Source organism: Pseudorhodoferax sp. Leaf274, from assembly GCF_001422445.1.
In the GTDB taxonomy this organism is placed as follows: Bacteria; Pseudomonadota; Gammaproteobacteria; order Burkholderiales; family Burkholderiaceae_C; genus Pseudorhodoferax.
Genome location: NZ_LMNA01000004.1, coordinates 220,219 through 239,249 on the forward strand (window position 1 = coordinate 220,219; position 19,031 = coordinate 239,249).

Annotated in this window: 14 protein-coding genes, 1 tRNA gene and 1 pseudogene; all 16 read right to left on the bottom strand. The window is 66.9% G+C overall.

From position 1 onward, the window contains the following. Window positions 1-41: 41 nt before the first annotated feature. Window positions 42-2,372, bottom strand: coding sequence for an ATP-binding protein (locus ASF44_RS09255; RefSeq protein WP_082524628.1), 2,331 nt, complete (start codon window positions 2,370-2,372; stop codon window positions 42-44). Then, the gene (locus ASF44_RS09260; protein ID WP_082524629.1) at window positions 2,318-2,953 is read right to left on the bottom strand and encodes a DUF4390 domain-containing protein; all 636 of its coding nucleotides are present in this window, start codon (window positions 2,951-2,953) and stop codon (window positions 2,318-2,320) included. The genes ASF44_RS09255 and ASF44_RS09260 overlap by 55 nt, the downstream gene beginning before the upstream one ends. Next, window positions 2,904-4,229 (bottom strand): 16S rRNA (cytosine(967)-C(5))-methyltransferase RsmB, encoded by a 1,326-nt coding sequence (gene rsmB / locus ASF44_RS09265; RefSeq protein ID WP_056898929.1) that lies wholly within the window; start codon window positions 4,227-4,229, stop codon window positions 2,904-2,906. Before rsmB ends, ASF44_RS09260 begins: the two co-directional genes overlap by 50 nt. 4 nt (window positions 4,230-4,233) lie before the next feature. Then, a complete protein-coding gene (locus ASF44_RS09270; RefSeq protein ID WP_056898930.1) occupies window positions 4,234-5,511 on the bottom strand; it encodes an NAD(P)/FAD-dependent oxidoreductase in 1,278 nt (425 codons plus the stop codon). Between the two features lie 12 nt (window positions 5,512-5,523). Further along, on the bottom strand, window positions 5,524-5,841 hold the full coding sequence (locus ASF44_RS09275; protein WP_056898931.1) for a c-type cytochrome: 318 nt from the start codon (window positions 5,839-5,841) through the stop codon (window positions 5,524-5,526). Between the two features lie 101 nt (window positions 5,842-5,942). Continuing rightward, a complete protein-coding gene (locus ASF44_RS09280; RefSeq protein WP_056898932.1) occupies window positions 5,943-6,497 on the bottom strand; it encodes a LemA family protein in 555 nt (184 codons plus the stop codon). A 139-nt stretch (window positions 6,498-6,636) separates the two neighbouring features. After that, window positions 6,637-10,854 (bottom strand): DNA-directed RNA polymerase subunit beta', encoded by a 4,218-nt coding sequence (rpoC, locus tag ASF44_RS09285; protein ID WP_056898933.1) that lies wholly within the window; start codon window positions 10,852-10,854, stop codon window positions 6,637-6,639. 27 nt (window positions 10,855-10,881) lie between these two features. Next, complete coding sequence (gene rpoB, locus ASF44_RS09290; protein ID WP_056898934.1) at window positions 10,882-14,994, bottom strand: DNA-directed RNA polymerase subunit beta; 4,113 nt, start codon at window positions 14,992-14,994, stop codon at window positions 10,882-10,884. 276 nt (window positions 14,995-15,270) lie between these two features. Then, window positions 15,271-15,648, bottom strand: a complete 378-nt coding sequence (gene rplL / locus ASF44_RS09295; protein ID WP_056898935.1) for a 50S ribosomal protein L7/L12 — start codon at window positions 15,646-15,648, stop codon at window positions 15,271-15,273. Between the two features lie 43 nt (window positions 15,649-15,691). Next, a complete protein-coding gene (rplJ, locus tag ASF44_RS09300) occupies window positions 15,692-16,228 on the bottom strand; it encodes a 50S ribosomal protein L10 (protein WP_056898936.1) in 537 nt (178 codons plus the stop codon). 233 nt (window positions 16,229-16,461) lie between these two features. Then, window positions 16,462-17,157: a 50S ribosomal protein L1 gene (rplA, locus tag ASF44_RS09305; RefSeq protein WP_056898937.1), complete on the bottom strand. Its 696-nt coding sequence runs from the start codon at window positions 17,155-17,157 to the stop codon at window positions 16,462-16,464. After that, window positions 17,158-17,589 carry a 50S ribosomal protein L11 gene (rplK, locus tag ASF44_RS09310; protein ID WP_056898938.1) on the bottom strand — a complete coding sequence of 144 codons (432 nt, stop codon included), beginning with the start codon at window positions 17,587-17,589 and terminating at the stop codon, window positions 17,158-17,160. A gap of 151 nt (window positions 17,590-17,740) precedes the next feature. Beyond that, the gene (gene nusG / locus ASF44_RS09315) at window positions 17,741-18,328 is read right to left on the bottom strand and encodes a transcription termination/antitermination protein NusG (RefSeq protein WP_056898939.1); all 588 of its coding nucleotides are present in this window, start codon (window positions 18,326-18,328) and stop codon (window positions 17,741-17,743) included. Further along, a complete protein-coding gene (secE, locus tag ASF44_RS09320) occupies window positions 18,329-18,712 on the bottom strand; it encodes a preprotein translocase subunit SecE (RefSeq protein WP_056898940.1) in 384 nt (127 codons plus the stop codon). 97 nt (window positions 18,713-18,809) lie between these two features. Continuing rightward, window positions 18,810-18,885, bottom strand: a tRNA-Trp gene (locus tag ASF44_RS09325). A gap of 10 nt (window positions 18,886-18,895) precedes the next feature. Continuing rightward, window positions 18,896-19,031 (bottom strand): annotated as a pseudogene (gene tuf, locus ASF44_RS30905) (elongation factor Tu); the annotation flags it as partial.

Sequence of the window (19,031 nt, forward strand, 5' to 3'; positions counted from 1 at the left end):
TTTGGGATGAAGCGCAGTTGCCGTTTGCCGTCAAGGGGCAGCTAGGCCGCGCCATCGACGGCGAATGATAACGACACTTGCGCACCGATCACGGCACCATCGACCACGCGGTTTGCAAGGTCGATGCGCGCACGGTGTTCGTCGGCGATCTTCTTGACGACCGCGAGCCCCAGTCCGGTGCCGCGCGGCTTGGTCGTGACATAGGGTTCGAACGCGCGCTTGAGCATCGCTTCGGGAAAGCCGGTGCCCTGGTCGCGCACGGACAGGCGTACGCGCTGCGCCTGCTCGAGCCACTGCGTGCGCAGGCGCACGGCGCCGCCGTCTTCCAGCGTGGCCGTGCGACCGCAGGCCTCGGTGGCGTCCTGCGCGTTCTGCAGCAGGTTGTGGATGACCTGGCGCAGTTGCTCGGCATCGCCGCGGATGGGCGGGCAGCGCGCGTCGAGGTCCAGCAGCACGGGAACGGCCGCGCCCTCCTGCGGGTACAGCTGCATGACGTTGTGCACGAGCGCGTTGAGGTCCAGCGGCTTGAGTTCGGCCGCGGGCAGCCGCGCATAGTCGCGGAACTCGTTGACCAGCCGCTTCATGGCGTCGACCTGCTCGACGATGGTGCGCACGGACTTGGCCAGCAGCGCGCGCTCGGCCTCGCCGTCCAGCTTGGGTTCGAGCTTCATCTGCAGCCGCTCGGCCGAGAGCTGGATCGGCGTCAGCGGGTTCTTGATCTCGTGCGCCAGCCGGCGCGCCACCTCGCCCCAGGCCTGGGCGCGCTGGGCCGAGACGATCTCGGAGATGTCGTCGAACACGAGCAGCCGCGTCTGGTCGGGCAGCTGCGCGCCCCGCGCCAGCAACACCACCGCATCCTGCGAGAACGCCGACTGCGCGGCATGCAGTTCGAAGGGCTGCTGCCAGTGGTCCAGCCCATGGTGGTCGCGTCCTTCGTCGAGCCGCTCGAACTGGGTCTTCACGCTGTGCGCCAGGACGTCCAGGCCGCCCACCGCGGCCAGCGGCTGGCCTTCGAAGGCGGCCAGCGGCGCGCGCAGGATGCGCGTGGCGCCGGGGTTGGACGACAGCACGCGGCCATGCGCGTCGAGCACGATGACGCCCGAGGTCAGGTTGTCCAGGATGGTCTGCAGGTTGGCCCGGGCGTGGTCGAGCTGCTCCATGCTGTGGTCGGCGGCCTGGCGTGCGTCGGACAACTGCTGCGTCATGTCGGCGAACGAGCGCGTCAGTCCGGCCAGCTCGTCGCGGCTTTGCAGCACGGCCTTGGGCGTGAGGTCGCCGGAGGCCACCTGGCGCACGCCATGGGCCAGCAGCAGCAGCGGGCGGGCCAGCTGGTTGCCCAGCAGCACCGCGAGCAGCACGGCGCCGAAGACGGCCAGGAACAGGCTCAGCGTCAGCGTGCCGATGTACATGCGCTGCAGGCCGGTGCGCGCCAGCGCGCGCTCCTGGTATTCGCGGTTGGCTTCCTGCACGGCCAGCGCGTTGTCCACCAGCACCTGGGGCAGGCGCTGGCTGGCCTGCAGGAAGCGCGGCTCGGCCAGCAGCCCGACGCTGGCACTGGGCACCAGCGCCAGGGCCTTGACGCGGCCTTGCGCGGCGATGCCGGGCACCGGGTCGTCCAGCCCTTCGACCATTGCGACCACGCGCTGGTTGCGCGCGCTGCGCAGCTGCTGGGCCGTGACGCGCTCGGGCGTCAGCAGCACACTGGATTGGCCGGCACTGGCGATCAACTGGCCAGAGGCGCTCCACAGCACCACGTCGCTGGCCGCCAGCTGGTCGCGGATGCGCTCCAGCGCCAGCCCGGCGGCGGCGTCCGGCACCTCGGCCAGCTGGCCGCTGGCGATGCGGGTCTTGTTGCCCAGGTCGTTGGCCAGCACCTCCAGCGTGGTGCGGCCCAGGTTCACGCCAGCGTCCAGCGCGCCCTCCACCTTCACGTCGAACCAGCTCTCGATGGAGCGCGACACGAACTGGTAGGACACGACATAGATCACCAGCCCCGGCACCAGGCCGACCACGGCGAAGATGGCGGCCAGCTTGACCAGCAGCCGGCTGCCGAAACGCCCGCGCCGCACGCGCACGGCCAGCCGCACCATGGCCCAGAAGATCACGGTGCCCAGCACGCTGGCGACCACCACGTTGAGCACGAACAGGCGGGCGTAGTTGCGTTCGTACAGCTCGCGGTTGTTGGTGGCCTGGGTCAGCAGGAACAGCAGCACCAGGCCCAGGCCCAGGATCACGGCGGCGCCGATGCCCACGGCCCAGCGCATGGCGCGGGCCCGGCGCGGGTCCAGGCCGCCGGAGGCCTGCGACGCCTCGGCGCTCACCGGGCGCCTTCCGCCGGCAGCTTGACGCTGGCGCTGGCCGCGATGCTCCATTCGGACTGGCCGACCGCGCCGATCTGGAATGGCCGCGGCAGTTGCGACACATCCAGCCCGAAGCGAAAGCGCAGCAGGTGCGGGGTGTCGGTGGGAATGTCGGCGGCGCGCGCGACCTGCCAGCGGCCGAAGCGCTGCACACTGGCCAGCGCCTCGGGCAGCGAGTCGAAGGTCTGTGCCAGCGTGACGCCCAGGCCCGAGGTCTCGATGGGCCGGGGCCCCACGTTCAGGCGCCAGCGCCGCGTGAGCGGCTGGTAGGCCAGGCGCATGTGGCGGGTGGCGCTGGCCACCGTCTTGTCGGTCCAGTACCAGCGCTCGCGCACGATCTCCGCCTCGGCCACGAAGAACATGGGAATGCCCTTGTGCAGCGCGTCCTCGACCTGGGAGGACAACTCGAACTGCACCTCGGCGGTCAGTTCCAGCTCGCCATCCACGCGCTGCACCATGAGCTGGGTGATCGCCGCCGAACCCGCTGCCGGCGCATCGGCCTGCACCCAGGCGCAGGTCAGCAGCAGCAGCGCCAGCCAGAAGCTAGCGCGGGCCTTTCTCCAGCAAACTGTAAAAAAAACCGTCGTTGTCACGCGGACGATTGTCCGGGACGGCCGGCATGGTCGCGGCGCTGCGGGGGATTAAATGGCCGGGCGCTGGCAGCAATCGCGCCTCACTGTGGTGCGCAAGAAACGTTTCGACGCGCTCGCGCCCTTCGGCCGGAAACACCGAACAGGTGGCGAACAGCAGCCGGCCCCCCGGGGCCACGAGCGGCCAGAGCGCCCGCAGCAACCGGTCCTGCTGGACCACGAGCTGGGCGATGTCGCTCTCGCGGCGCAGCCAGCGCACGTCGGGGTGGCGCCGCACGATGCCCGATGCGCTGCAGGGTGCGTCCAGCAGGATGGCGTCGAAGGGCCGCCCGTCCCACCAGGCGGCGACATCGGCGGCGTCCGCGGCGCGCACGTCCGCCGCCAGGCCCAGGCGCGCCAGGTTCTCGTGGATGCGGGTGCAGCGGGCCGGGTCCACGTCCAGCGCGGTGAGTTCGGCGTCGGCGCACTCCAGCAGGTGGGCGGTCTTGCCGCCGGGCGCGGCACAGGCGTCGAGCAGGCGCAGCGGGCGGCCCGCCGGCCGGGCCAGGCCGTCCAGCAGCAGCGGCGCGGCCAGTTGGGCCGCAGCGTCCTGCACCGACCAGGCGCCTTCGGCGTAGCCGGGCAGATCGGGCACCGGCCGCGCGCGCGGCAGCAGCAGGCCGTCCAGGCCGATGGGCCCGGCCGCGATGCCCTGCGCCTCGAAGCGCGCCCGCAGCGCGGCCACCGTGCTGCGGCGCCGGTTCACGCGCAGCGTCAGCGGCGCGGCGTGGTCGGCGGCCTGCAGCAGCGCCTGCCAGTCGTCGGGCCAGTCGCGCTGCAGCCGGGCGATCCACCAGCGCGGGTGGTTCCACTGCGCCACCGGGTCGCGCGCGCTGGCCGCGACCAGCGCGTCGCGCTCGCGCAGGAAACGGCGCAGGCAGGCGTTCAAAAAGCCGGACTGCGCGCGCGCGCCGCCGCGCCGCGCCGCTTCCACGGCCTGGTCGACGAGCGTGAACGGCGTGTACGGCGCGTTCGCCTCGTCCCACACCAGCGCCAGCGCCAGGCACAGCAGCGCATCCACGGCCGGAGCCGGCGGGCGCTTGGCCAGCAGGCTGCGCAGGGCCTCGGCCCGCCCGAGCTGGCGCAAGCCATGGAACAGCAACGCCTGGGCGGCCGGCCGCAAGGGCTGTGCGACCGCCGCCAGGGCCGTGGTCGCACTCTGGCCGGCGCGCACGGCCTGCAGCGCGCCGGCGGCAGCCTGCAACTGCCGCCACAGCGGCGGGGCCTGCGTCGTGTTCAAACGCTCATCCCAGCACGTCGGCCCAGATGTTCTGCGCCCAGTTCATCGCGTAGACGCCTTCGAGCTCGGTCGGGCCGCTGCTGACGCCACCGGAGCCGGCCACGGTCTTGAAGGTCTTGTCGGCCTGGTCGTAGGCATGCACGCTGGCCACGTGGACCACGTTGCGGTCGTCGACGAAGCTGTAGCAGGTGTTGGTCAGCATGGGCGCGGGGTTCACGTCCCAGCCGGACAGCTGCGCGACGATGGCCGCGGCAGCCACCTTGCCATGGCTGTTGGCCATGTGGCCGCTCTTGGGCATGGCCGGCGCGATCTGGATGGAGTCGCCGATCACGAACACGTCGCGCGCGGCGGTCGATTCGAAGCTCTGGTAGTTCACGCCGCACCAGCGGTTGTTGGCCATGTTGTTGAGGCCGGCCTGCACCGCGATGGCGCCCGCGCGCATGGACGGCAGGGCGTTGATGACCTGGGCCTTGACATCCTCGTGCACCTCGAACTTGACCAGGCCGGCCTTGCCGTCGACCGCCACGGTCTTGTGCTGGCCCCGGTACTCGACCAGCCCCGGGTATTGCTCGGCCCAGACCTTCTTGAACAGCGGGCCCTTGGAGGTGACGTCCGGGTTCGCGTCCAGGATCAGCACCTTGCTGCGCGGCTTGAAGTTCTTGAAGTACCAGGCCACCTGGCTGGCCCGCTCGTACGGCCCGGGCGGGCAGCGGTAAGGCGCCTCGGGGATGGTGATGGCGTAGACGCCGCCGTCGGGCATGGCCTCGAGCTGGCGCCGCAGCGCCACGGTCTCCGGGCCGGCCTTCCAGGCCTGCAGCACCTGGCCGGACGCATGTGCGGCCTGCAGGCCCTCGATGCTGCCGAACTGCAGCTCCACGCCGGGCGAGACCACCAGCTTGTCGTAGGCCACCGTGGCGCCACCGGCCAGCTTGACGGTGCGCGCCGTGGTGTCGATGGCGGTGGCGCTGTCGCGCACGCGGACCACGCCATGGCGCCGCGTGAGCTCGGTGTAGGGCGAGGTGACCTCGGCGATCTGGCGGCTGCCGCCGATGACGAGGTTAGAGATCGGGCAGGAGACGAAGGCCTCGCTCGGCTCGATGAGCACCACGTCGATCTTGTAGTCGGACAGCAGGCGCACGTACTTGGCCGCGGTGGCCCCGCCGTAGCCGCCGCCGATCACCACCACCTGGGCCCTGGACGGAATGGAGCCAGTGCTGGCGCAACCGGCCAGGCCCAGCAGCGCCAGGCCGGCGGACGAATGCAGGAAGGAACGTCGTTGCATGGCGGGCACTCCTTACTTGGCCTGGGCCGCGAAGTAGCGGGCGATCTGCGCGATCTGCGCGTCGCTGTAGCCCTTGGCCAGCTGGTGCATGATGGTCGCGCTGCGCGTGCCGGCCTTGAACGCGGCCATCTGCGCCGTCAGGTGCTCGGCCGGCATGCCGGCCAGGGACACCACGCTGGAACCCGGCTGCGCCCGGCCCTGCGTGCCGTGGCAGTTGGCGCAGGTGGCCGCCAGGCTGCGGACGTACAGGGCGTCCTGGTCCTGTGCGGCGGCGGGCATCGCCGTCGCAGCCAGGCTGGCCACCGCGGCCAGCATCATGTTCCATCGCATGGGCAGGTTCTCCTGGGGGTTGCCTGTTTCAGGGGGCCGCCAGTATCCACGACGGCATGCAGGCCCCACAGACATTGTCTGCATATGCTTAACCGCGCCGGCTACAGCACACGTGCGCGCTTGAAGCCGAACAGCCAGGCCAGCAGCACCGCCGGGAATTGCCGCACCGCGCGGTTGTAGACCTCCACCGCCGCCACATACGCCCGCTCGGCGCCCTGGGCCTGGGTGTTCACGGCCTCCCATTCCGAGCGCAGGGTGGCCACGGGCTGGCCACTGCGCGCGCGCGCCAGGGTCTCGTCGTCCAGGTACTGCCAGGCCATGGCCAGCACGGCGCGTGCCGCGACGAGGCCGGCCATGGCCGGCGTGTCGGACGGCTTGCCGCGCACGGCGGCCAGGGACGCCGAGAACTGCGCGCTGGCCGCGCGCAGGTTGCTCCAGGCGTCGCCGGCACGCGGCGGGCCATTGCCCGGTGGCGGCTCGGGCGCATGCTCGGCCACCCAGGCGGCGTAGCGCTCCAGCTGGGCAACCAGGCTGGCGAAGATGGACCACACCTTGGTGCGCAGCCGCACCAGGCGGTTGTAGGCGCCCACGCCCCAGAACAGCAGCACGGCGGCCACGCCGCCCCAGACCAGCCAGGTGCTCCAGGCGGCATGCATCACGTCTGCTTCTCCATCGGTCCAATACCCACCATAAAAAAACCCCGGGGCCATGATAGGGACCCCGGGGTCGGGCCGGCTGGACGCCGGCACGGAGCGCTGTACGGCCTCATCGGCCGGAGGACTCCATCGGGCCGGCTTACTCGCCGGCCGGGGCCTCGCCCGCGGCGTCGGCCGTGGCTTCCTGGCCAGCCAGTTCGGCGGCTTCGGCTTCGGCGATGGCGCGGCGCTCGGCGTCGTCCATCAGGTCCTTGGCCTTGCGTGCCTGGTGGTAAGCCATGCCGGTGCCCGCGGGAATCAGGCGGCCGACGATGACGTTTTCCTTCAGGCCACGCAGCTCGTCGCGCTTGCCCATGATGGCCGCTTCGGTCAGCACGCGCGTGGTTTCCTGGAAGGACGCCGCGGAGATGAACGAGTCGGTCGACAGCGACGCCTTGGTGATGCCCAGCAGCAGGTTGGTGTAGGTCGGCGGGATCTTGCCGTCGCGCTGCAGCGCCTCGGAGGTGTTCAGGATCTCCGAACGCTCGACCTGCTCACCCGCGATGTAGCCGGACTCGCCCACGTTGTCGACCACGACACGGCGCAGCATCTGGCGAACGATCACCTCGATGTGCTTGTCGTTGATCTTCACGCCCTGCAGGCGGTAGACGTCCTGCACCTCGTCGACGATGTAGCGCGCCAGTTCCTCGACACCCAGCAGGCGCAGGATGTCCTGCGGGTCGGCCGGACCGTCGACGATGGACTCGCCCTTGTTGACCACCTGGCCTTCGTGCACCACGATGTTCTTTTCCTTGGGCACGAGCTCTTCCCAGACCTTGCCTTCCGGGTCGGTGATCTGCAGGCGGATCTTGCCCTTGGTCTCCTTGCCGAACGACACGGTACCGGTCTGCTCTGCGAGCAAGCCCTTGTCCTTGGGCGTGCGGGCTTCGAACAGCTCGGCCACCCGCGGCAGACCGCCGGTGATGTCGCGCGTCTTCTGGCCTTCGACCGGGATGCGGGCCAGCACCTCGCCGGGGCCCACTTCCTCGCCGTCACGCACCTGGATCAGGGCGCCGATCGGGAAGCCGATCGTCACCGAGTGGTCGGTACCGGGGATCTTGACCTCGTTGCCGGTGGCATCGACGAGCTTGATCTGCGGACGCACGACCTTGACCGCGCCGCGGCGCTTGGGGTCGATGACCACCAGCGTGGACAGGCCCGTCACCTCGTCGACCTGGCGAGCGACCGTGAGGCCCTCTTCCACGTTCTCGAACTTCGAACGGCCCGCGAACTCGGTGATGATGGGGCGCGTCAGCGGATCCCAGTTGGCCAGCACGGTGCCGGCCTTGATGCTCTGGTCGGCCTTGACCGCCAGCGTCGCACCGTAGGGCACCTTGTGGCGCTCGCGCTCGCGGCCGTGCTCGGAGATGATGATCTCGCCCGAACGCGCGATCACGACCAGCTCGCCCTTGCTGTTGGTCACGTAGCGCATCGTCGCGTTGAAGCCCACGCTGCCGCTGGACTTGGCTTCCACGCTGGAGGCGATCGCCGCACGCGAGGCCGCACCGCCGATGTGGAAGGTCCGCATCGTCAGCTGCGTGCCGGGTTCGCCGATGGACTGGGCCGCGATCACGCCGACCGCCTCGCCCATGTTGATCAGGCCACCACGGCCCAGGTCGCGGCCATAGCACTTGGCGCAGATGCCGAAGCGCGTGGCGCAGGTCAGCGCGGTGCGGACCTTGACCTCGTCGACGCCGGCTGCTTCCAGCTCGTCGATGGTGTCTTCCTCCAGCATCGCGCCGGCCGGCAGCAGCACCGAGCGGTTCTCGGGGTGCAGCACTTCGTCGGCCGTGGTGCGGCCCAGCACGCGGTCGCGCAGCGACTCGATGACTTCACCGCCCTCGACGATGGCGCGCATGACGGTGCCGTCGTGCGTGCCGCAGTCGTCTTCGGTCACGACCAGGTCCTGCGTCACGTCGACCAGGCGGCGCGTCAGGTAACCCGAGTTCGCCGTCTTCAGCGCCGTGTCGGCCAAGCCCTTGCGCGCACCGTGGGTGGAGATGAAGTACTCCAGCACGTTGAGGCCTTCACGGAAGTTCGCCGTGATCGGCGTCTCGATGATGGAGCCGTCCGGCTTGGCCATCAGGCCCCGCATGCCGGCCACCTGGCGGATCTGCGCGGCGGAACCGCGGGCACCCGAGTCGGCCATCATGTAGATGGAGTTGAAGGACTCCTGGTCCACTTCCTTGCCGTTGCGGTCGATGACCTTCTGCTTGGACAGCTGGGCCATCATCACCTTGGACACTTCGTCGCCCGACTTGCCCCAGATGTCCACCACCTTGTTGTAGCGCTCGCCGGCGGTCACGAGACCGGAGACGTACTGCTGCTCGATCTCCTTCACTTCCTTCTGGGCGCGCGCGATGATGCCGGTCTTCTCCTTGGGCACCAGCATGTCGTCGATGCAGATGGAGATGCCAGCCTTGGTCGCCAGGCGGAAGCCGGACTGCAGCAGCTTGTCGGCGAAGACCACCGTCTCCTTCAGGCCGCACTTGCGGAAGCTGACGTTGATCAGCTTGGAGATTTCCTTCTTCTTGAGCGCCTTGTTCATGTTGGAGAACGGCAGCCCCTTGGGCAGGATCTCCGACAGCAGCGCGCGGCCGCCCGTGGTTTCCCACAGCTTGGTGGACGGCACGAACTCGCCCGTGGCCTTGTCCTTGGTGTACTCGGTCAGGCGCACGTTGATCTTGGCGTTCAGGTCGAGTTCGCCCGCGTCGAAGGCACGGCGCACTTCACCGGTGTCCGCGAAGATCAGGCCCTCGCCCTTGCCGTTGATGCGCTCGCGCGTCGTGTAGTACAGGCCCAGCACCACGTCCTGCGACGGCACGATGGACGGCTCGCCGGAGGCCGGGAACAGGATGTTGTTGGAGGCCAGCATCAGCGTGCGGGCTTCCATCTGCGCTTCCACGGACAGCGGCACGTGCACGGCCATCTGGTCGCCGTCGAAGTCGGCGTTGAAGGCGGCGCAGACCAGCGGGTGCAGCTGGATGGCCTTGCCTTCGATCAGGATCGGCTCGAAGGCCTGGATGCCCAGGCGGTGCAGCGTCGGAGCCCGGTTCAGCATGACCGGGTGCTCCTTGATGACCTCTTCCAGGATGTCCCAGACCACCGGCGTGCCGGATTCGACTTCCTTCTTCGCGGCCTTGATGGTGGTCGCGATGCCCATGGCTTCCAGGCGCGAGAAGATGAAGGGCTTGAACAGCTCCAGGGCCATCAGCTTGGGCAGGCCGCACTGGTGCAGCTTGAGCGTCGGGCCCACCACGATGACCGAACGGCCCGAGTAGTCGACGCGCTTGCCCAGCAGGTTCTGGCGGAAGCGGCCGCTCTTGCCCTTGATCATGTCGGCCAGGGACTTCAGCGCGCGCTTGTTGGCGCCCGTCATGGCCTTGCCACGGCGGCCGTTGTCCAGCAGGGAGTCGACGGCCTCCTGCAGCATGCGCTTTTCGTTGCGCGCGATGATTTCCGGCGCCTTCAGTTCCAGCAGACGGCGCAGACGGCTATTGCGGTTGATGACACGGCGGTACAGGTCGTTCAGGTCGGAGGTCGCGAAGCGGCCGCCGTCCAGCGGCACCAGCGGACGCAGGTCCGGCGGCAGCACGGGCAGCACGTCCAGCACCATCCACTCGGGCTTGATGCCGGACTTCTTGAACGCTTCCAGCAGCTTGAGGCGCTTGGCGTTCTTCTTGATCTTGACTTCCGAGCCGGTCAGGTCGTTGCGCAGCTTCTCGATGGCATCGTCGATGTCGATGCTCTCGAGCAGGTCCTTGATGCCTTCGGCACCCATCTTGGCCTGGAATTCGTCGCCGTATTCCTTGCGCTTCGCGTCATGGTCGTCCTCGGTCATGATCGCGTACTTCTTCAGCGGGGTCATGCCGGGGTCGGTCACGACGTACGCTTCGAAGTACAGCACGCGTTCGATGTCGCGCAGCGTCATGTCCAGCACCAGGCCCAGACGCGACGGCAGCGACTTCAGGAACCAGATGTGCGCGCAGGGCGCGGCCAGGTCGATGTGGCCCATGCGCTCGCGGCGCACCTTGGTCTGCGTGACTTCGACGCCGCACTTCTCGCAGATCACGCCGCGGTGCTTGAGGCGCTTGTACTTGCCGCACAGGCACTCGTAGTCCTTGATGGGGCCGAAGATCTTGGCGCAGAACAGGCCGTCGCGCTCGGGCTTGAACGTGCGGTAGTTGATGGTCTCGGGCTTCTTCACCTCACCGAAGGACCAGGAACGGATCTTCTCGGGCGAGGCCATGCCGATCTTGATCGCATCGAAATGCTGATCCGGCGTGAACTGCTTGAACAGGTCGAGTAGTGACTTCATAGCGTTGTTTCCTTTGCCTTGCCCTGATTAGCTGCGTTCCAGCTCGATGTCCAGGCCCAGGGAACGGATTTCCTTGACCAGCACATTGAACGATTCCGGCATGCCGGCCTCGATGGCGTGTTCGCCCTTGACGATGGACTCGTACACCTTGGTACGGCCGACGACGTCGTCGGACTTCACGGTCAGCATTTCCTGCAGGGTGTAGGAAGCACCGTAGGCTTCCAGCGCCCACACTTCCATTTCCCCGAAACGCTGACCGCCGAACTGGGCCTTGCCGCCCAGCGGTTGCTGCGTGACCAGCGAGTACGGGCCGGTCGAACGCGCATGCATCTTGTCGTCCACCAAGTGGTGCAGCTTCAAGAAGTGCATGTAGCCCACCGTGGTCGGGCGCTCGAAGCGCTCGCCGGTGCGGCCGTCGAACAGGTAGGCCTGGGTGCGCGTGTCGGTCAGGCCCTTGGCCGCGGCGACCTCGTCGGGGTAGCCCAGCTTGAGCATGGCGCGGATGTCTTCTTCGGCAGCGCCGTCGAACACAGGCGTCGCGAAGGGCACGCCCTGCGACAGGTTCTGCGCCATCTCCAGCACCTGGGTGTCGTCCAGCTCGGCCAGGTCTTCCTTGCGGCCGGCGCTGTTGTAGACCGACTCGAGGTAGCCGCGCAGCTCGGTAGCACGCGCTTCACGCTGCAGCATGTCGCCGATGCGCTGGCCGATGCCCTTGGCGGCCCAGCCCAGGTGCACTTCCAGCACCTGGCCCACGTTCATGCGCGAAGGCACGCCCAGCGGGTTCAGGCAGATGTCGCACGGCGTGCCGTCGGCCATGTAGGGCATGTCTTCGATCGGGACGATCTTGGACACCACGCCCTTGTTGCCATGGCGGCCGGCCATCTTGTCGCCGGGTTGTAGGCGGCGCTTGACGGCCAGGTAGACCTTGACCATCTTGAGCACGCCCGCGGGCAGCTCGTCGCCCTGCGTGAGCTTCTTGCGCTTCTCTTCGAACGCGAGGTCGAAGCTGTGGCGCTGCTGCTCGATCGAGTTCTTGATCGATTCGAGCTGGGCTGCCACCTCGTCTTCCGCCGGGCGGATGTCGAACCAGTGGAACTTCTCGACCGAGGCCAGGTAGGCCTTGTCGATCTTCGTGCCCTTGGCCAGGCGCTGCGGGCCGCCGTTGGCGACGCGGCCGTTCAGCAGCTTCTCGATCCGGTCGAACGCGTCGGCCTCGACGATGCGCAGCTGGTCGTTCAGGTCCAGGCGGAAGCGCTTGAGTTCGTCGTCGATGATCTGCTGGGCACGCTTGTCGCGCTGGATGCCTTCGCGGGTGAACACCTGCACGTCGATGACCGTGCCTTGCGAGCCCTGGTCCACGCGCAGCGAGGTGTCCTTCACGTCGGAAGCCTTCTCGCCGAAGATGGCGCGCAAGAGCTTTTCTTCCGGCGTCAGCGTGGTCTCGCCCTTGGGCGTGACCTTGCCGACCAGCGTGTCGCCGGGCATGACTTCGGCACCCACGTAGATGATGCCGGACTCGTCCAGGCGGTTGAGCTGCTGCTCGGCCAGGTTCGGGATGTCGCGCGTGATTTCTTCGGCACCCAGCTTGGTGTCGCGGGCCATGACCACCAGTTCCTCGATGTGGATCGAGGTGTAGCGGTCGTCGGCGACCACGCGTTCGGAGATCAGGATCGAGTCTTCGAAGTTGTAGCCGTTCCAGGGCATGAAGCCGATCAGCATGTTCTGGCCGAGGGCCAGTTCACCCAGGTCGGTGGAGGCGCCATCGGCCACCACGTCGCCCTTGGCCAGCAGGTCGCCACGTTTGACGATGGGGCGCTGGTGGATGTTGGTGTTCTGGTTGGAACGCTGGTACTTGATCAGGTTGTAGATGTCCACGCCGACTTCACCGGCGACGGCTTCGGCGTCGTTCACGCGCACCACGATGCGGGTGGCGTCCACGTAGTCGACGATGCCGCCACGGCGGGCCGTGACCACGGTGCCGGAGTCGACCGCGGAGACGCGCTCGATGCCGGTGCCGACGAACGGCTTCTCGGGGCGCAGCACGGGCACGGCCTGGCGCTGCATGTTGGCGCCCATCAGCGCGCGGTTCGCATCGTCGTGCTCCAGGAAGGGCACGAGCGAGGCCGCCACGGAGACGATCTGTGCGGGCGACACGTCCATGTACTGGATGCGCTCGGCGCTGACCAGGATGGATTCGCCCTTCTCGCGGGCGGACACCAGTTCACCGGTCAGCTGGCCTTCGGCGTTCAGCTCGGCGTTGGCCTGGGCGATGACGTACTTGCCTTCCTCGATGGCCGACAGGTAGTCGATCTGCATCGTGACCTTGCTGTCGACCACGCGGCGGTACGGCGTCTCGATGAAGCCGTATTCGTTCAGGCGGGCATACAGGGCCAGCGAGTTGATCAGGCCGATGTTCGGGCCTTCCGGCGTTTCGATCGGGCAGACGCGGCCGTAGTGGGTCACGTGCACGTCGCGCACTTCGAAGCCAGCGCGTTCGCGGGTCAGACCGCCCGGGCCCAGGGCCGAGACGCGGCGCTTGTGCGTGATCTCGGACAGCGGGTTGGTCTGGTCCATGAACTGCGACAGCTGCGAGGCACCGAAGAACTCCTTGAGCGCCGCGGAGATCGGCTTGGAGTTGATCAGGTCGTGCGGCATCAGCGGCTCTTGCTCAGCCTGGCCCAGGCGTTCCTTGACGGCCTTCTCGATGCGGGCCAGGCCAGCGCGGTACTGGTTCTCGGCCAGTTCGCCGACGCAGCGCACGCGGCGGTTGCCCAGGTGGTCGATGTCGTCGACTTCGCCGCGGCCGTTGCGCAGGTCCACCAGGATCTTGACCACGGCGAGGATGTCCTCGTTGGTCAGCACCATGGGGCCGGTCGATTCGTCGCGGCCGACCTTGGCGTTGAACTTCATGCGGCCCACGCGCGACAGGTCGTACGTGTCTGGGTTGTAGAACAGGCGCTGGAACAGGGCCTGCACGGCGTCTTCCGTCGGCGGCTCGCCTGGGCGCATCATGCGGTAGATGGCCACGCGCGCGGCGAACTCGTCGGCGGTTTCGTCCGAGCGCAGGGTCTGGCTGATGTAGGCGCCCTGGTCGAGTTCGTTGGTGTAGATCGCGGGCAGGTCCTGCACGCCGGCCGAACGCAGCTTCTTCAGCAGCGCTTCGGTCAGCTCGTCGTTGGCCTTGGCAAGGATCTCGCCGGTGTCGGCATCGACGATGTTGCGGGCGACCACGCGGCCGATCAGGAAGTCCTCGGGCACGCTGATGTGCGTGGTGCCGGACTGCTCCATGTCACGCGTGTGGCGCGCCGTGACGCGCTTGTCCTTGGCCACCACGACCTTGCCGGTCTTGTCGGTGATGTCGAAGCGCGCGACTTCGCCGCGCAGGCGTTCGGCGACGAACTCCATCTGCGCGCCGCTGTCCATCAGGCGGAAGTTGTCGTTGACGAAGAAGTTCGCCAGGATCGATTCGGGGTTCAGGCCGATGGCCTTGAGCAGGATCGTGACCGGCATCTTGCGGCGGCGGTCGACGCGGAAGTACAGGATGTCCTTCGGGTCGAACTCGAAGTCCAGCCAGGAGCCGCGGTAGGGAATGATGCGCGCGGAGAACAGCAGCTTGCCCGAACTGTGCGTCTTGCCCTTGTCGTGCTCGAAGAACACGCCCGGTGAACGGTGCAGCTGCGAGACGATCACGCGTTCGGTGCCGTTGACGATGAAGGAGCCCTTCTCGGTCATCAGGGGCACCTCGCCCATGTAGACCTCCTGCTCCTTGACTTCCTTGACCACCTTCGATTGCGGCGTCGACGACTCGCGGTCGTAGATGATCAGCTGCACCTTGGCGCGCACGGCCGAGGCGAAGGTCAGGCCGCGCGTTTGGCATTCGCGCACGTCGAAGGCCGGCTTGGCGAGGTTGTACTCGACGTACTTCATCTCGACGTAGCCGTTGTGCGAGACGATCGGGAAGGCCGCGTCGAACGCCGCCTGCAAGCCTTCGGTCGCGCGCTTCGCTGGAACGATGTCCGCCTGCAGGAACGCGGTGTACGCGTCCTTTTGCATCTGCAGCAGGTAAGGAACGTCCAACACGCTGTCGCGGCTGCCAAAGTTCTTGCGAATGCGCTTTCGTTCGGTGTAGGTATAGGCCATGAATTCTCCGGGCGAGGATACAAATCCTGCGACTGAGGCACCGGGGCATGCTCCTGCCCGGTGAACTTGGCGGCTGGCCACTACCAACCTATGGCGGACGGCGATGCATTGCACATCGCCCGTACCAAGTCGTCTTTTGCAGTCGAGTCAAAAGACACTCGAAAGCGGATGGAACCGCTTTCGGCTGCCTTCTCCAGCGGGGCGCTTTGCAACGCCCCACAAGCACCAAAGGCTGGAGGCCCGTTTCGGACACTCCAGCCTTGGCGAACCAAGCAATTACTTGAGTTCGACCTTGGCGCCAGCGTCTTCCAGCTTCTTCTTGGCGGCTTCGGCGTCGGCCTTGGCAATGCCTTCCTTGACGTTCTTCGGAGCGCCGTCGACCAGGTCCTTGGCTTCCTTGAGGCCCAGGCCCGTGATTTCGCGCACGGCCTTGATGACGGAGACCTTGTTCGCGCCGGCTTCGAGCAGCACGACGTTGAATTCGGTCTTCTCTTCGACGGCTGCAGCGGCAGCACCGCCACCACCGGCTGCGGGAGCGGCCATGGCGGCTGCGCTCACGCCGAACTTCTCTTCGATGGCCTTGACCAGGTCGTTGAGTTCGAGGACCGTCATGCTGTCGAGGGCGGTCAGGAATGCGTCTTTATCGAATGCCATTTTGATTTCCTAAATAAGTTGGTTGTGCCGCGCGATCGTTCGATCAGGCTGCGGCGGCTTCGGCTGCGGGAGCCTCGGCTGCGGGTTCTGCGCCTTCGCCCTTCTTGGCCGCCAGCGCGCCCAGCACAACGGCCGTACGCGAGATCGGGGACATCAAGAGGCCACAGATCTGGGCCAGCAGGACTTCCTTCGAAGGGATGTTCGCCAGTTGCTTGACGCCGTTGACGTCCAGGGCCTTGCCACCGAATGCACCGCCGCGGATGACCAACTTGTCGTTGGTCTTCGCGAACTCGGACACCACTTTCGCGGCGGCCACGGCATCGGCGGAGAAGCCATAGATCAGCGGACCGGTCATCTGGTCGGCCACGACTTCGAATGCGCTGCCGGCCACGGCACGGCGGGCCAGCGTGTTCTTCAACACACTGAGGCTCACGCCGTTGCTGCGGGCTGCAGAGCGCAGACGGGTCATGTCAGCGACCGTGATGCCACGGTATTCCGCCATCACGAGCGTTTGAGCTTGAGCGGCGAGCCCGGTCACTTCGGTGATGACCGCTTCTTTCTCACTGCGATTAAGACTCAAGGTCTACTCCTTTGTTTGTGTCTTCGGACCGAAGCCCTCCGACACGCCTTCTTGCAGCGACCAACTGTTCAGGAATCTATCCATCTGCAGCGGGATCGCCATCTGCGTTGGCTGCTTGCGCGATTAAGTCCCTGCGAGGGGACACCAACGGTCTTGGATGGCCCGGGCGGCTTTGCAACCATCCGGCCCACCACCTTGGGACGCCCTTGCGGAACGCCCCAAATTTCTTGCGATTACGCCGAGATGGACTGGGTGTCCACGCGGACGCCCACACCCATCGTCGACGAGACCGCCACCTTGCGCAGGTACAGGCCCTTGCTGGAAGCCGGCTTGGCCTTGGTCAGCGCATCGATCAGGGCCACCAGGTTGCCTTGCAGCTTGTCCGCGTCGAACGAGCGGCGGCCGATGGTGCCGTGGATGATGCCGGCCTTGTCGACGCGGAACTGGACCTGGCCAGCCTTGGCGTTCTTCACGGCCGTGGCCACGTCGGGCGTCACGGTGCCGACCTTGGGGTTCGGCATCAGGCCGCGCGGGCCCAGGATCTGGCCCAGCGTACCGACGACGCGCATGGCGTCCGGCGCGGCGATGACCACGTCGAAGGGCATGTCGCCGGCCTTGACCTGGGCGGCCAGGTCGTCCATGCCGACGATGTCGGCGCCAGCGGCCTTGGCTTCTTCGGCCTTGGCGCCTTGGGCGAACACGGCGACGCGCTTGGTCTTGCCGGTGCCGTTGGGCAGCACGACGGCGCCCCGCACGACCTGGTCGGACTTCTTCGCATCGATGCCCAGCTGCACGGCCACGTCGATCGATTCATCGAACTTGGCGGTGGCGGCTTCCTTGACGATGGCCAGCGCGTCGGTCAGTGCGTACAGCTTGGTGCTGTCGATCTTGCCCTGCTGCGACTTTTGCTTCTTGGTCAGCTTGCTCATTTAGACGCCCTCCACCGTGATGCCCATGGAACGGGCGGAACCGGCCAGCGTGCGGATAGCGGCATCCACGTTCGCGGCGTTCATGTCCTTCAGCTTGGTCTTGGCGATCTCTTCGAGCTGCGCGCGCGTGATCTTGCCGACCTTGACGGTGTGCGGCGTGGCCGAACCCTTGTCCAGCTTGACGGCCTTCTTGATCAGGACCGTCGCGGGCGGGGTCTTGATGACGAAGGTGAAGCTCTTGTCCGCGAACGCGGTGATCACCACGGGCAGCGGCAGACCCGGCTCGACGCCTTGGGTCTGGGCGTTGAACGCCTTGCAGAACTCCATGATGTTCAGGCCGCGCTGACCCAGCGCCGGGCCGATCGGGGGGGACGGGTTGGCCTTGCCAGCTGGCACTTGCAGCTTGATGAAGCCGACGATTTTCTTCGCCATGAATGAACTCCTTGCGGGTACTTGCGCGTCGGTCAGCCTGTGCAGGCCGCCTCGGCTCCCCGGGGGTGAAGACTCTTGCTAGCACACAGCGGCCGCGCCGAGTCGAAAAGCGCGGTGCCGTCAGGGCCGGACAGCCGTCCAGCGCCCAGAATCAAGTCTTCTCGATCTGGCTGAATTCCAGTTCGACAGGGGTCGCACGGCCGAAGATGGTGACGGACACGCGGACCTTGTTCTTGTCGTAGTTGACTTCTTCAACCGAACCGTTGAAGTCGGTGAAGGGACCTTCCTTGACGCGCACGTACTCGCCGACGAGGAATTCGACCTTGTGGCGGGGCTTCTCCACGCCTTCCTGCATCTGGCTGACGATCTTGACGACCTCTTCTTCGGAGATCGGCGCAGGCCGGTTCTTGGCGCCACCGACGAAGCCCGTCACCTTGTTGGTGTGCTTGACCAGGTGCCAGGACTCGTCGTCCATCAGCATTTCGACGAACACGTAGCCCGGGAACAAGCGGCGCTCGGTCGTGCGGCGCTGGCCGTTCTTGACCTCGACCACCTCTTCGGTCGGCACCAGGATGCGGCCGAACTTGGACTGCATGCCGGCACGGTTGATGCGCTCGGTGATGTTGCGCTCGACAGCCTTCTCCATGCCCGAGTAGGCATGGACGATGTACCACCGGAAATCCGGGTTGGCCGGGCCCGGCACGGCGTCCGTCGCGGGAGATTCCACTGCGTCAGTCATTTATCGCTTCCAGCCCAGGATGAGGTCGTACAGGACCCATTCCAAGGTCTTGTCCGTGAACCACAGGAACAAGGCCATGACCACGACGAAGGCGAACACGTACGCCGTCATCTGCATGGATTCCTTGCGCGTCGGCCAGACGACCTTCTTGACCTCGCGCCAGGCATCGCGGCCGAAGGCGATCAGCTGGCGGCCGGGTTCGCTGCTGAAGAACAGCGCCACGGCAGCCGCGACGCCGACGATCAGTGCGCCCCACTGCGCCACCTGGCCCTGCTTGCCCAGCAGGTAAAAGCCAGCCAGCGCCGCAATGACAAGCGCCGCAGACACGGCCAACTTGGCCTTGTCCGCGCCGGTACTGACAGTTTCAACTTGCGAAGTCGCCATTTCGGCCCTAATGCTGCAATCAAACACGTGCGTCGTTCAGACGCTAAAGCCCGTCAGGCAAGTGACGGGCTTTTTCGGGAAACCACCTGGGTTCAGGTGGCAGGGGCAGTAGGAATCGAACCTACAACCTTCGGTTTTGGAGACCGACGCTCTGCCAATTGAGCTATACCCCTCCGAATCACATCACTCGATGATCTTGGCGACCACGCCGGCGCCAACCGTCTTGCCGCCTTCGCGGATGGCGAAGCGCAGGCCTTCTTCCATGGCGATCGGGTTGATCAGCTTGACGGTGATCGACACGTTGTCGCCAGGCATGACC